The following is a 14,138-nucleotide window of genomic DNA, read 5'->3' as shown; positions in this document are numbered from 1 at the left end:
AAACGTCAATTCTCAGGGAGGAGAACATGGTGCTACCGTCCGTTCTGACGGAAAATCTCAGGTTGCCGGTCATCGGGTCGCCGCTCTTCATCATCTCGCATCCGGCACTGACGCTCGCCCAATGCAAGGCCGGGATCGTCGGGGCATTTCCCGCGCTGAACGCCCGGCCGGAAAGCCAGCTCGACGAATGGCTGGCCGAGATCACCGAAGAACTGGCCGCCCACGACGCAGCGAACCCGGGCAGCAAGGCTGCGCCCTTCGCCGTCAACCAGATCGTCCACACCTCCAACAGGCGGCTGGAACACGACCTGACGCTCTGCGTGAAATACAAGGTTCCAATCGTGATCTCCTCGCTCGGCGCGGTGCCGGAGGTCAACGCGGCGATACATTCCTATGGCGGCATCGTGCTGCACGACGTCATCAACGACCGTCACGCCCGCTCCGCCATTCGCAAGGGTGCGGATGGGCTGATTGCGGTCGCCGCCGGCGCCGGAGGCCACGCCGGCACCACCTCGCCCTTCGCGCTGGTGCAGGAAATCCGCGAATGGTTCGAGGGGCCCCTGCTTCTTGCCGGCGCCATCGCCACCGGCGGCGGCATTCTCGCGGCCCAGGCGATGGGGGCCGACATGGCCTATATCGGCTCGCTCTTCATCGCCAGCGAGGAAGCCCGGGCCAGCGACGAATACAAGAGAGCGCTGACCGAAAGCGCCTCGAAGGACATCGTTTATTCCAACTCTTTCACAGGCATACACGGAAACTATCTGCGCGGCTCGATCATCACCGCGGGCCTCGACCCCGATCGCCTGCCCGAAGCCGACCCGTCGAAAATGGACTTCGGCAAGGCCGGCGACGGCGCCAGGGCGTGGCGCGACATATGGGGTGCCGGCCAGGGCGTCGGCGCGGTCAAAGCCGTCGAACCGGTTTCAACCATCGTGGACCGACTGGCGGCAGAATACCGTGCCGCGCGGCAACGGCTGGCGCTCTGAAACGAGAGAAGAATGCGGCAAACTTTCCGCATTTTTCCCCAATTCAGCGCTTGAAATTAAAACGCTTTGCCTGTATCCACCGCCACACGAAACGCGAGCCGGACCTGCCGGTCAGCGAAGCAAGCCGCTTTAGCTCAGTTGGTAGAGCACGTCATTCGTAATGACGGGGTCACGTGTTCGAGTCACGTAAGCGGCACCATCTCTTTTCCTCACGCTGTTGCAAGCTTCGGTCGCTTCGCCTCGGAGGAAATGCCGGACGACCGGCAGTTGCCGTGAGGCGCCACCTCTTCCCATTGCCCGAACGGATCATTCCTCCATCGCTCGCCTGTCCTGCAGCCGCCGCCTGACGGCTTTCCGCACCCGATACCAATAGGTTTGTTCCGCGCCGTCACTATCGTGCCACGCGCGCTCGTGGCGGGCGAAGGCCTCCTCCTCAGGATCGGGATGGTTGGCGATGATGTCTGCTGCTGCGCGGTCGATGTCCGCAGCGGGAATCAGCCTCGGCTTTATCGTATCCGTCCAGATCACCCGCAGGACCAGCCCGATAAAGATCAGCGCCTGACCGCCGAAGAAGGCGAGCAGGAGCCAGCTTGCTGCCCGGAGGAAAATATCGCCAATCATCCCGAACTGAACCACAACATCCTGTTTAGCGTATAAGAGAATCTATAGTTCTCAATTATGAGAATGCAAAGCTCTCATTTCTCGATTTGCGCACTGCATTGCCACCTCTCTCCGGCAGAGGTGTGCGTATGGAGCTTCAACGACTATTCGGCGCGAATGTGCGTCATCATCGGAAAGCCAAGGGCTGGACCCTTGAGCAGCTTGCCGGGCAAACCGGTATCTCTCGCGAGACCATCGGCAAGATCGAGCGGGGCGTCGCGGCACCGCTTTTCGAGACGGCCGAGAAGATTGCGGCGGCACTCGACGTTCCCGCGCCTGTCCTGTTCGGCGCCGATGCCGTGCCGGGCACCAGGGAACGGGCACGGCTTCTAACCGATATTCACCGTACCCTGTCGCGTATGAACGACGACCAACTCGACCGTGCCGCGAAGATGCTGAAGGCGTTTATGGGGTGAAAAGACGCGAGGGGCAGCGTGAAGTCCGACGGAGGCCTCCGGCGCGGTTTTAGCGACACATAAAGAGCCGGGGAATACGGACTGTCCAGGACGTGGCCGGAGCCCGGAATGGACCTTGCCCGGCTTTCGATCCGCAGGTGAATGGTGGAATGACAGGATGGGGGGGCCTCTGCGGCCGTCGGCAGAAGGGTCTTCGCCAGCGGCGCGGCTCTTGCATCGCAGGACCCGGGACCGTTCAGGTGTCGCTGCGGCTCGGCTTCAGGCTCCGGAGTTCGGAAAAGGCGACAACGCATAGCGGGATCGGCCACAACAGGCACAATCCGAATCCGATCAGCCGGTCCATCAGAGGGAGCCGTCTTCTCCGGCCCTCAAAGAAATTCGCCGTCAAAAAAATAATGGCGATGATGATATAGGCATATTCCAGTATCGCCACAATTCTCTCCCTCGCGCTTCTGCCGTCCATGCTGACCACATAGAAGGCAAACAGGAGGCCGACAGTTGCCCTTGGCTTGTCCGGGCACGATCCGCCATTCGGTGTCGAGTATCGCTCTGTGAGCTTGCGCGAAGATGGAGGCGTTCTGATGGCTTTCGGTTTTCAAACACGACAATATGCCGAAGCAGGCATCGTCGATGCCGCGATATCGTGCAATCGGCGGGAAGCAGCCGTTCAAAAGAGTTGCCGGTGGAAGCGGATAACCGCATGCGTCGAGACTGTGCCCGGCCCATAAATGGCGGAAGGAACCAGAACAATATCGTGGTGACGGGCAAGGTTGCGACGGCAATCGGACCTTCACAGGATTTTGGCACGCCCATATGCCAAAAGCCACCCGCCTCGGAAAACCCTGTGACGCATGGCTTTCTACAGGAACCGGCAGACCGTGGCCTTGTGGGTCAGCCGGCTATAGCCAACCCTCAGATTTTCTTCAATCTCCGGGAAAAGGCCGACTTGATGCCGACGGGAGACGAGGCCATCTTCGCCCGCCTGAGCGCCTCGGCAGCGAACATGGAAATCAGCGGCGGCACCGCGAAAACATAGCGGCGCCAGAGGCGGCGCGGGTCCGACATCAACCGGTAGAGCCACTCGAAGCCGAACCGCTGCATTCCAACCGGCGCCCTCTTCTTGAGATCGGTGATGAATTCAAGGGACGCGCCGCAACAGATACATACGCCATTCGCGCCGGGCTCTTTCGACAGTTGATGCGCGATCAGTTCCGACTGCGGCGAGCCGATCGCAATGAACACGAAATCGGGCCTTCCCGTCGCGGCGAAATCGACGCATTCGGCCATTGCATCCGGATTGTTGATGACGTCCGGAGGAGGAACATGACAGCGGAATTCAATATGCGGAAACCGCTTCGCCATCTTGAGCCCGACCTCTTCATACGGGGCGATCAGAACGACATGATCGCCTTCGCGAATGGTTTCGTGAAACAGCCTTGAAGTCAGATCCGATCCCGTCACAAGATAAAGACGCAGAAACAGCGCGCGCGCCATCCAGGAAATGGGCTTGCTATCGCAAAGCGACAACCAGGCGCCTCTGTATACATCCCGCAATGCTTCATTATCACGCAATCTTACTGCATGATCCACATTCGGCGTCACGATATAAAAAAATTTTTCATACCCATGAACACTGTCGATTAATTCGACAACGTTCTCGAATTCTATATTCGTGTAAGGAACATTCAAAAAATATTCCTTTCTCTCAAAAATGTCTGTATCGATCAAAATATTGGCCACGGTCTCTTCTCCCTCAATCTTTTTTATAGAAATTTAACTTCCGACCGCACAATATTGCTCTTTTAAAGAGAGTCAATCCAGTCACGAACCGATTCGTTAACGCGACTGTTCTCTTTTCGGTAATATTTCTATTCTTCAAATTAAAATTTCGTGATGCAGGTTGCTGCGATATCCCGCACTCATTCTGGATTCTTCAATGTTTCTCGACTGGATAGGGCTCCAATCGCTACTTCCATGTATAATTCAACACATGATCAATCTACAAATCACAAATAAATAATCTATATTGCACATAAATTACATCATAATGAATGATACATTGATTCCATTCGTAAATTTAAACTAAAAAATTCAACAACATCGCGATGGACCCGAACATATCGATCAAGATTAAATCTCGCACACGTGAACGATGCTTCATGGAAAGCTTTGCGGAAACTGAAACGGGAGGGGGATATGATTGCCAAATTGTTGCGGACTGCCCAAAGCGAAATTCCGTTCATAAAGGCTCTTAAAGAAAATGGCGTGCGGCATTACAGGAAATGGCTGAAGCGTCCGCACGAGAAGGATTTCGGGATCCTTCGCCTGATCGATCTCGCGGGACGGGAGATCATCGATGTCGGCGCGAACCGCGGCCAGAGCATCGAGGCCATCAGGGTCTACAACGAGACCGTGAAGATCTGCGCCTTTGAACCGAACGTCCTTCTGGCCAAGAAAATCGAGCTTCGCTACAGGCGCGACAGGAACATCAAAATCGTCAATGCGGCCCTCGGCGAAAAGCCAGGTAAATTCACGCTCTATACGCCGATATACAATGGGCACATATATGATGGCCTAGCTTCGCTGGATCGTGACGCCGCCGAGAGCTGGCTATGCGAATCCTCGCTCTATCTCTTCCGGAAATCGAAGCTGAAGATCTTCGAACAATCGTGTCTCGTCCGCCGGATCGACGATTACGATTTTTCTCCCGGTCTCATCAAAATCGATGTGCAGGGCACGGAACTCAGCGTCATCAAAGGCGGGATGGATACAATCACCCGGCACAGGCCGACGATGCTCATCGAAAGAGACAGGGGCTTCGACGGCGTATCCGCCATTCTCGGAAATCTCGGCTACCGGGAATTCGCACTCGACGCGGGCGGACTTCGGCCGGGCAAGAACAGCGGGCCCAATGCGATCTTCGTGGCATCGTAACCCGCCCGGTCAGGACGACGCATGCCCCTGATAGGGCAGACGTGCCGTGGCGGAAAGCGCCGGCTGCTTCATCAGCAGGGATGCGAATGGCGAGAAGACCTGCCGCATGCGTGACTGGTCCGCCTTGTTGAGCAAGGCGCCTCCCAGTTTTGCGTGCAGCAGCGGGTTCATCACCATTGCGGTCCGCAGCGCCTCGCTGGTCGGCTTGCCCCATTCGACGACGAGGATGAAGCTGTGCAGCATGCGCGCCGCGCCATAAAGGTCGCCCACAGCCACCATCGGCGGAAGATCGAACACGACGAGATCGTAGCCCTCGAACGAGGGCATGAACTTCGTCATCGCATCCGACCACAGGAGTTGGGCCGTTCTTTCCGGCGCGTCCATGCCGCCGAGCGGCAGGAAATCCAGACCCGTCGCACGGTCCGTCTTTACATAGAAGGAGAGGTTGCCATCGCCGAGGCGCAGCATGTCCGACAGGCCCCTGCCCGCCGTCGGCGCAAGCAGCCGCGAAAGCGACATGTTATAGGGTTGCGCATCGACCATCAGGACGCGCTTGCCGGCATTGGCCTGCATGATGGCGAAGTTCGCCGCGATCGTCGTCTTGCCCTCGCCCGCCACGGTGGACGTGATGCCGATCAGGCGGGTCTTCGTCAGCTTTCCCGCTTCCTGAAGCGCGATGTCGATATGCCGGAGCGCATGCCAGAGCGGCGACATCGGCTGGTCGAGCGCCTCGCGGAACATCGCCCCGTCGCTGCCCCGGTCCGGCGCGAGCGTCGGGACAATGCCGAAACAGGGCACGCCGAGGGCATCCAGGATCTGCTCGGGGCTGCGGACCCGGTTATCGATCAAGGCAACGCCCAGTGCGGCGATCACGCCGACAGCCGTTCCCACCACCGCAGCGGCGGCGATGATGACGATCCCACGCATGCTGCTCTTGTGGATCGGAGGCAGGGCCACGGAAACGACCTGCGCTTTCGGCCCCACGTCCTGCAACCGCTCGCGAAGCCAACTGCTGGCAGCCTCGGCGGCCTCCAACCGGTCCAGTTCGAGTTTGGTGATATAGGCGTTCGTAAAGGCGTTCGCCACTTCCGCCGCCCGGTTCGGGTCGGAAGCGGTGTAGCTGACATTGACGAGATTGCTCATGCCGACGCGCTGGACGTTGAGCGGACGCCGGAACTCCTCCAGCGCCCTGACGTCGACGGCTCGTATGTCGAAGGTTTCGTTGTTGTCCTGCGTGCGCTCCGGCAGGTTGGATGGCACGCCTTCGATCTCGATCTTGCCCAGAAGGTCGGTGAGGACCGATTCCGAGGAAATGATCTGGATCTGCGTTTCCAGGAAGGTCGGATCGAACTGCAATTCCGCGAAGAACGCATCGTCGCGGCTCAACGTCAGTCGCAGGTTGGTGACGTTGAGCGTCGACGTGGCCGTGTATTCGGCCGGCCGGTAAATGACATAGGCAATGGCGAGAACGATGGCGATGGCGGGAAAGACAAGCACGACCAGCCGCTGCCCGAGAATGGTCCTGACCATCCAGCGCCAGTCGTAGAGCAGATCCGATGACACGGGAAGAGACTTTTCGAAACTCTTCGTCATAGTGGGCAGGGACATTAAATCTCTCTTGATGTTTCTCTACGCCGCCTGGACATTTCCGGCCGCAGCCGGATCGCGGAAATGCCCGATCTCTTCAATTTTGCGCAATTCCACGAAAAGCTGCCGAACCGGGCGCCTCGATAGAAGACCCGGGGGTCACATCGAACTCCGTCCCTCGAAATCCACCTTGATGATGTCCCCCGGCAGGACCGGCGTCGTTTCCGTTGCCGAAAGCTGCTGCACGTCCTGACCGTTGCCCCTCACGATCGTAAAGCGCAACCTCGGCGAAGAGCCGGCCACGCGGGTCCGCTCCAGTTCCTCGCCCTGCGAGACGGCGCCGCTGACCAGCCTGCTCAGCGTTGCGAACTGTTCCTCCAGCTCGCGCATTTGCGAACGCACCCGTTGCAGGCCCGACAGCGCGTCCGCCTTGCGCTGGCTGTCCAGTTCGTCGATCCGGATCTTCGCGTCCTGGACGGCGCGTTCGGCCCGGACCTTCTCGAACTCGAGCTGCCTCTGCTCGCGCTGGATATCGAAGACGTCGCGCGCAAGCGGCAGGCGCCGGTTGACGGATAGTCCCTGCTGCTCGAGCTTGGTGGCCGTGGCCAGTTCGGCCTCGAAGGATTCGAGCTTGCCGGCGACCGCCTCGAGCTGCTGCGAAATGGATTCTATTTCCATTTCATGCAACTGGACGACCGCACCCAGCGCCCTGCTCTGGTTTTCATACCCCTGCAACTCCGCCTCGAACAGTTCCCTCTGCTCCTCGATCGCCCTGACCAGTTCGGGCGATGCGTCCGCAGGCGTAGGCGGAAACGCCCGCTTGCCGACCTCCGCCTCGAAGCGAATCTGCTCGGCGAGCAGGGCCGAGCGCCGCAGTTCGGCAACCCTCAGTTCGCCGGTGCTGCTGATCGATGTGCGGGCGAGATCCCACTCGGAAAGCCCGACCGCGCGATAGACGCCGCCCGCGATGCTGACGGCATTCAGCACGACCATGTTGGGACGGTAGGAATATTCGCCCGGCGTCGTGACGGAACCCAGAATGTAGAAGGGCCGGTACATGACCACATCGACCGAGACATCGGGAAGCTGCCGCAGATTGGCCTTCGCCTTCAGCCGGTCGGCAATCTGCGTGGCCAGTTCGGAAGGCTGCATCCCGCGCGCCTCCACCTCGCCGATCACGGGAAGCGACACGCTGCCGTTCGCCCCGACCGACACTTCGCCGTTCAGAGCCGGCCATTCGTTGACGTAGACGCGAAGGCGATCCTGAATGTCGAGCGTATACGCGAAAGCGGTGCCCGATCCCGCCGCGAGACAGCACAGGAGCGCCGCCATCGAGGTCGCCTTGCGGACCCATGCAGACATGCGAACACGGGCCGGGAGCGGTGCTTGCCTTCTGGAGATCGTCATCGCCTGATCCTGTTGCTCACACATGAACTATATCGACTGACTAGCGCGGCCATGACGCCGAGTTATCCGGCAGTAGGACCGCACGCCGCGCCAGACGGTCCTGAATAGAATTACTAAACAGGATTTACTGCGAATTTAAAAGAACCGTATTTTCTACAGCGGTAAATTTATTCACAATAACGGGAGTTTCGCGAATTCTGGCACGGCTTGCAATGCCGAAGACCAATCCCATCGTGAGCGACAGAAGATACTGGATTTCTTTAGAAAAGATGACCCATTCGAAAAAAGAATGAAAATATGTGACCAGCATGGCCATCGCGCAGCCCAGAAGAACCACGCCATCTGCTTCGCGGTTGTTGCGCCAGCCGGAAACGAAGGCGACGATCAACGGAACCGCAAGCATGAGACAGAAGGTCGCGAAGCCGGCGTACCCCGTCTCCGTCCCGGCGAGCATGTAGGCGTTGTGGACGATGGCGTTGCGGTTGCCCTCGGCCGGGGCGACCCCGGCCCGATCCGAATAGCCCTGGTTCTTGGCGACGAACACATAGTGGTTCAGGCCGACGCCGAACGGGAAATCATGGATCATGTGGAACGACGCCTGATTGAAGGCCGCCCGCTCGTCGTACACGTCCTCGTTCAGCGGCGCATTCTCGAACCGCTTCTGGAATGTCACGAAAGTGATCGGCCCGACGATGGCGACGGCGAGAAGGGCCGCGAAGCCGACCGCCAGCTTGCGCCGCGTCAGTCCTGCCAGGGCCATCAACAGGAAGGTAGCGCCTATTCCCACCGCCGCAAAGCCGATGGAGGCCCGCGACGCGGTGAGGATGAGCGTGACCAGCGTCATGGCCAGCGGCGGAACGAGGTACTTCAGGCTTCTCTCGCCCGACAGGAGCATGACCAGACATGGGAAAAGGACGAAATGAAGCGCCATGCCGAGCGTGTTCTGATGGACGAAGAGACCCGTGTTCTGCGGAAGGCCGAGGCCGAAACGCTGCCACAGGACAGCGATGAAATGCCCCAGAATGCCGATGAACATTCCCCTGAAGATCAGGTACGGGATTTCCTCGAAGGCGCTGGCCCGCGCAATCACCGCCGTGATGAGGAACATGCGGGCGAATTGCCAGACGCCGAAGAAGGCCGCCAGAGGCTCGATCGCCTGATACATCGACAGTGCGATGACGATTATGTACAGTATAAAAGGGAGGAAGAAGAATACGGGCACGCGGTGTCGCGGCAGGATGAGAAAAGCGATCACGGCCATGAAGTCGATGGCAGTGATTTCGACGCCGTAGACGAAACCCGCCCAGGTCTCCCATGAAACAATTCCTATATCGAGAACCGGTATGGCTGAGAGGAAGAACGGCAGTGCTCCGAAACACGTCCAGAACAGTCTGGATAACCAGACATAGCGTTGAAGCAACAAGGCTATCGGCAGCGTGCTCAGAATTGCGAGAGCGGCGAATGCAATTTTCAAGAAAAATATCCTGAACTTGTTCCATAGATCCTCGTCGGGATCAGATTTATCACAAAGTGCAAGGCGTGGAAGGTAAAAGAGATACGATGAAGCATTTCTTGATATTGTGCCTGTCGCTCCATCTCCTGTGTCCCGCATTCGCACTCGCCAGCCCGCCGCCAGACCCCGCCCTGCACGTTCACGACATCACGATGGCCGCTCCGGACATCATCGCCGTCGAGATTCACGATTCCGCCTTCCTGAGCGGCGAGATCGTCGAACTGGACCGCCCCCGGCCCGAGGCAGTCGGCACCTGGGTCTTCCACGAGAACCGATGGGGCCTGGTGATCGGCCCGCAGCGGCGCCATCTTCGGATGTCGGACGTGCCGCCCGACCGGTTTCTGGAGCGTGCCGCCTTCGACAGGCCGGACGCCTACCGGATCGACGGGGACAACCGCGTCGTCGCCGTCTACCGCAAATCCATGCCCCGCAGCTCCGGGCTCTATCGCGGCGACGGCGGCACCACGCAGACCGGCGCCTCCTTCCGGCACATGCTCTACCTGAAGCTGGATCGCGCGCTGGAGACCGGGCCGCACCGGATCGCGTGGCCGCAGGAGACGTTTCCGGCAACGGACTTCGCCTTCGATCCGCTGACCACCCGCGCGCTGGCCATCCGCGCCACGCAGATCGGCCACCGCTCCCACGATCTCGGCAAGGCCGCCTATCTGGCCCTCTGGCTGCCGGGCGGGCCGGACCACGGCGCCGTGAATTTCCGCACCTACGGCATCGAAGCGTTTTCCGTCGTCGACGCCTCCGGCCGGGAGGTCTTTTCCGCGCCGATCCGGCTGCGCTCCGGCCCGGCCGACCCGGAACCGGCCAACGGCCTTCCCTCGCCGCTCGTCGATTATGCCGATGGCACGCCGCAACCCGTCGAGGATTTTCAACCCGGCGAACCACCGCGCATCACCGCACCCGGACACGGACTTCGCGACGGGACCCGCGTCCTGCTGGAGCGGATGGGCGGGGAGCAGGATGCCTCGGGCCTGCTCGCCACGGTGGCGGAGGCCGATGCCGATACATTCGCCCTCGTCGACCTGGATGGTCCGATACCGCAGACGGCAGCAGCCGGGGCGACCTTCACCTCGACCCACAGGTCGAACCGGGCCGGGACATTCGTCTTCGAACTCGATTATTCCGACTGGGTTCCGGCGGCCTCTGGCGAATACCGTCTCCATATCGACGGGCTCGGCGTCAGCGACACCTTCACCGTTTCGGACGACCGGTGGATGGCCCTGGCGCGCAATGGCTTCGCCGGCCTCTACAACCACCGCAGCGGCATTCCGCTGGACGGCCGCTTCGGCTTCACTCGCCCGGCGGCCTTTCGTCCGGGGCCGGACATGGCAATCGCCGAAAGCAAACTGCCGCTTTCCTGGACCTCCAACTGGCCCGGCGGCTTCATCTCGTTCGAACAGGGCCCCAAGCCGGACTGGGTGACGGGGCGGACCGTTCCTGACGACTACTGGGGCGGCTACATGGACGCCGGCGACTGGGACCGGCGGATACAGCATCTCGTGATTTCCGACGCTTTCATCGATCTGTTCGAAAGGCTTCCGCCTGAAAAGCGCACGGTTTCCGCCGGCATTCCGAAATCGGGCGAGGTGCTGCCGCACCCGGCCTACCGGGATGCGGATTCCCTTCCCGACCTGCTGCACGAAGCCATCTGGAACGTGGATTTCTACCGGCGGCTCCAGATGCCGGACGGCAGCATTCGCGGCGGCATCGAAAGCAGTGAGCACCCCATGCCCGGCTCGACCAGCTTTCTGGAGCATCTTCCGGTCTACGCCTATGCGCCGGATCATATCGCGACATACAGATATGCCGCCTCCGCCGCCCGGCTGGCCCGCGTGCTGCGCGATGCCGGCCAGCCGGCGCTGGCGGACCTGTTCAGGGCCAGCGCGCTGCATGCCTGGGACGCGGCGGAACGGGCCACCGCGGATCCGGACGCGTTCTACGCGGACGCGATTGCCGCCGCGACGAAGGCGGGCGCTTTCAACGATGTGCCGTGGGAGGAGCGCAAGGCGGCCTTGCAGGATTCCGCCGGCGACTTCCGGGTCGCGGCGGCGGCATCGCTGTTTCGCCTGGAGGGAGAGGCAAGCCATGCCGAAATCGTGGAGGAGGCGTGGCGCGGCGGCTGGGATCTCTATCTGCACAAGGGCGATGCGGCCTGGGATTATCACCAGAGCGCGAACGCCGACCCGGCGATCCGCACCGCGATCGGGGAGACGATCCTGCGCGAAAGCGAGCTTCTCCTGTCAGCGCAATCGTCGCTCGCCTATCCGAGCATGAAGCATCCTTACGCGCCGGCCGGCTGGGGACAGGGCGGCCCACCCGACTTCGGCCAGACGCAATTGCTGTTCCGCGCCTATCAGCTGAACGGCAATCCGGCCATCATCCGCCTCATGGAACAGACGATGCACGGCCTGCATGGCGCGAACCAGCTGGGGCTGAGTTTCACCACTGGAATCGGCGTCAGGGGCATCGAGCACCCGTTGCACGAGGACCATCGCTCGATGGGCATCCCGGTGCCACCCGGCATCACCATCTACGGCTGGGCGCCGCAAAGCGCCTCCGCCTATGGCTGGGTGTTCGGCCCGGAATGGTCGCCGCTGGCGGAGGTCGGCCCGGAACGCATCGTCGCCACGCGCCGGATAGAACCGCACCGCTTCACGCTGCCGTTCTTCGAATATCTCGTGGAACATCCCGCCGTGATCATCCAGCAGGAATACACGGTGGACCAGGCAATCGGCCCCGTCACCTTCATCGCCCTCTTTCTCGATTCCCTGCAATGAGGTGAACGGGACGGACCCAGTTCACACCTTGACTGGATCGATACCCGGCAGGTCGGGGCCGAGCGGCACGATGCCCTTCGGGTTCAGGGCCTTGATGGAATAGTAGCCGCGCTTGATATGGTCGATGCTGACCGTTTCCGCCACGCCCGGCAGCCCGTAAACGCGGTGAAGATAGGCGGTGAGCGCCTTGTAGTCCTTCAGCATGCGCAGATTGCACTTGAAGAGGCCGTGATAGGCGGCGTCGAAACGGATCAGCGTCACGAAAAGACGGATATCGGCCTCAGTGAAGCGCTCGCCCGCCAGGAACGGTCCGCCCTGCGCCAGCCTGTCCTCAAGGGCATCCAGCGTGCGGAACACGCCGACGAAAGCCTCGTCATAGGCCACCTGCGTCGTCGCGAAGCCGGCGCGATAGACACCGTTGTTGAGGTTCGGATAAATCCATTCGTTGAGCGTGTCGATCTCTGCCCGCAAAGCCTGCGGATAAAGGTCGACCGCGGAATCGGCGAGATCGCCGAAGCCGGTGTTGAAGATGCGCAGGATATCGGCGGACTCGTTGTTGACGATCGTGCCGGTTTCCTTGTCCCAAAGAACCGGAACCGTGGCGCGGCCCGTGAAGTGCGGATCGGCCTTCACGTAGAGTTCGTACATGTATTCGGCATTGTTCACGCTGTCCGCGATCGCGCCCGGATAGTTGCCGAAGCGCCAGCCCTTGTCGGACATGTCGGGATCGACGACGGAAAGCGAAACGACCTCGTCCAGCCCCTTCAGCTTGCGCGCCATCAGCGTGCGCGAGGCCCAGGGACAGATCAGCGCGACATAGAGATGGTAGCGGCCGGACTCGGCCTTGAAGCCGCCCTTTCCGGTCGGCCCCGGTGCTCCGTCCGGCGTCACCCAGTTGCGGAAGGACGAGGTCTGCCGCACGAAGCCGCCCTGCGCATCCGTCGCCTGCACGGGCTGCCAGTCTTCCGTCCACTTGCCATTCACGAGCATGATGCCAGATCCTTTCGCATCGGGTGCGGCATCGCCCCGCAAAGGGCCCGGCCGCGATTTTTCACGACCATACAGAGCGGACGATCATCCGGAAATGCCGGTTTCGGTTGACAAAGCGGCACCTTGCGGGTGCCGCCCGGATCGCCCGGGGTTTCAGGCGGTCGGCAACGCGCCGACCCCGCCCTTTTCGGCCGACCAGGCAAGCGGCGCATCGAGGAAGGCCTCGACTTCGGCCAGCGTCTTGTCGTCGAAGAGTTTCCGCGTCCTGGCAACAGCCAGGACATCCCGCCAGGTGGCGAGATGATGCAGCCTCACCTTGCCGTTTTCGAAACGCTGCTCCGCCTCCGGGAAGATGCCGTAGTAGAACAGGGCAATGCCGTGGTCGACAACGCCACCGGCGGCGCGGATGGCGTCGATGAAGGTGAACATCGACCCGCCCGCCGTCGTCAGGTCCTCGATGACGAGAACGCGCGCGCCTTCGGGCATGTGGCCCTCGATCTGGGCGTTGCGGCCGTGGCCCTTCGGCTTCTTGCGGCAGTAGATCATCGGCAGCGACAGGCGCTCGGACAGGAAGGCGGCGAAGGGAATCCCCGCCGTCTCGCCGCCCGCGACGACGTCGAAGGCCTCGAAACCGGCTTCGCGCATGATCGTGGAAGCGGCGAAATCCATGACGGCGGAGCGGATGCGCGGGAAGGAGATCAGCTTGCGCATGTCGATGTAGACAGGGCTCTTCATGCCGGAGGACAGCGTGTAGGGCTCATGGGCGGAGAAATGCACCGCCTTGATTTCCCACAGCATGCCGGCCACGAGTTCGGCCACGACCTGCCTGTCGTTGAAGGAATTGACGCTCATCGGA

11 protein-coding genes, 1 tRNA gene and 1 pseudogene are annotated in these 14,138 nt (G+C 60.9%); 5 read left to right on the top strand and 8 right to left on the bottom strand.

The window, feature by feature from the left end; genetic code table 11:
• Positions 1-26 precede the first annotated feature (26 nt).
• Together NOF55_RS02010 and NOF55_RS02005 are read left to right on the top strand one after the other, a co-directional pair.
• Positions 27-986: an NAD(P)H-dependent flavin oxidoreductase gene (locus tag NOF55_RS02010; RefSeq protein ID WP_306409638.1), complete on the top strand. Its 960-nt coding sequence runs from the start codon at positions 27-29 to the stop codon at positions 984-986.
• Between the two features lie 123 nt (positions 987-1,109).
• Positions 1,110-1,185: transfer RNA gene (locus NOF55_RS02005), tRNA-Thr, on the top strand.
• Between the two features lie 107 nt (positions 1,186-1,292).
• On the opposite strand, the gene NOF55_RS02000 is transcribed toward NOF55_RS02005, so the two are convergent.
• On the bottom strand, positions 1,293-1,607 hold the full coding sequence (locus NOF55_RS02000; RefSeq protein ID WP_306410174.1) for a hypothetical protein: 315 nt from the start codon (positions 1,605-1,607) through the stop codon (positions 1,293-1,295).
• Positions 1,608-1,735: 128 nt separating this feature from the next.
• Between NOF55_RS02000 and NOF55_RS01995 the strand changes: the two are divergent.
• A pseudogene (locus NOF55_RS01995) lies at positions 1,736-1,864 on the top strand (helix-turn-helix domain-containing protein); the annotation flags it as partial.
• A 433-nt stretch (positions 1,865-2,297) separates the two neighbouring features.
• Here the strand turns inward: NOF55_RS01995 and NOF55_RS01990 are convergent.
• On the bottom strand, positions 2,298-2,495 hold the full coding sequence (locus NOF55_RS01990; RefSeq protein WP_306409637.1) for a hypothetical protein: 198 nt from the start codon (positions 2,493-2,495) through the stop codon (positions 2,298-2,300).
• Positions 2,496-2,974: 479 nt separating this feature from the next.
• A complete protein-coding gene (locus NOF55_RS01985) occupies positions 2,975-3,802 on the bottom strand; it encodes a WecB/TagA/CpsF family glycosyltransferase (RefSeq protein ID WP_306409636.1) in 828 nt (275 codons plus the stop codon).
• A 456-nt stretch (positions 3,803-4,258) separates the two neighbouring features.
• On the opposite strand from NOF55_RS01985, the gene NOF55_RS01980 reads away from it, so the two are divergent.
• Positions 4,259-4,996 (top strand): FkbM family methyltransferase, encoded by a 738-nt coding sequence (locus NOF55_RS01980; protein WP_306409635.1) that lies wholly within the window; start codon positions 4,259-4,261, stop codon positions 4,994-4,996.
• Positions 4,997-5,005: 9 nt separating this feature from the next.
• Here NOF55_RS01980 and NOF55_RS01975 read toward each other — a convergent pair whose 3' ends face one another.
• The 3 genes from NOF55_RS01975 to NOF55_RS01965 all read right to left on the bottom strand — a co-directional run bounded on the left by NOF55_RS01975 (position 5,006) and on the right by NOF55_RS01965 (position 9,464).
• Positions 5,006-6,604, bottom strand: a complete 1,599-nt coding sequence (locus tag NOF55_RS01975; protein ID WP_306409634.1) for a tyrosine-protein kinase domain-containing protein — start codon at positions 6,602-6,604, stop codon at positions 5,006-5,008.
• A gap of 138 nt (positions 6,605-6,742) precedes the next feature.
• Positions 6,743-7,945, bottom strand: coding sequence for a polysaccharide biosynthesis/export family protein (locus tag NOF55_RS01970; protein ID WP_306409633.1), 1,203 nt, complete (start codon positions 7,943-7,945; stop codon positions 6,743-6,745).
• Positions 7,946-8,114: 169 nt separating this feature from the next.
• On the bottom strand, positions 8,115-9,464 hold the full coding sequence (locus tag NOF55_RS01965) for an O-antigen ligase family protein (RefSeq protein WP_306409632.1): 1,350 nt from the start codon (positions 9,462-9,464) through the stop codon (positions 8,115-8,117).
• A gap of 86 nt (positions 9,465-9,550) precedes the next feature.
• On the opposite strand from NOF55_RS01965, the gene NOF55_RS01960 reads away from it, so the two are divergent.
• Positions 9,551-12,292: a glycoside hydrolase family 9 protein gene (locus NOF55_RS01960; RefSeq protein ID WP_306409631.1), complete on the top strand. Its 2,742-nt coding sequence runs from the start codon at positions 9,551-9,553 to the stop codon at positions 12,290-12,292.
• A gap of 21 nt (positions 12,293-12,313) precedes the next feature.
• On the opposite strand, the gene NOF55_RS01955 is transcribed toward NOF55_RS01960, so the two are convergent.
• Positions 12,314-13,282, bottom strand: coding sequence for a glutathione S-transferase family protein (locus NOF55_RS01955; RefSeq protein WP_306409630.1), 969 nt, complete (start codon positions 13,280-13,282; stop codon positions 12,314-12,316).
• A 153-nt stretch (positions 13,283-13,435) separates the two neighbouring features.
• Positions 13,436-14,134 (bottom strand): orotate phosphoribosyltransferase, encoded by a 699-nt coding sequence (locus NOF55_RS01950; RefSeq protein WP_306409629.1) that lies wholly within the window; start codon positions 14,132-14,134, stop codon positions 13,436-13,438.
• Between the last annotated feature and the right edge of the window lie 4 nt (positions 14,135-14,138).

The organism is Ectorhizobium quercum (genome assembly GCF_026552795.1).
GTDB classification, from domain to species: Bacteria; Pseudomonadota; Alphaproteobacteria; order Rhizobiales; family Rhizobiaceae; genus Ectorhizobium; species Ectorhizobium quercum.
Note: the sequence above shows the minus strand (reverse complement) of the source record. Positions and strands in the feature narration are given on the sequence as shown.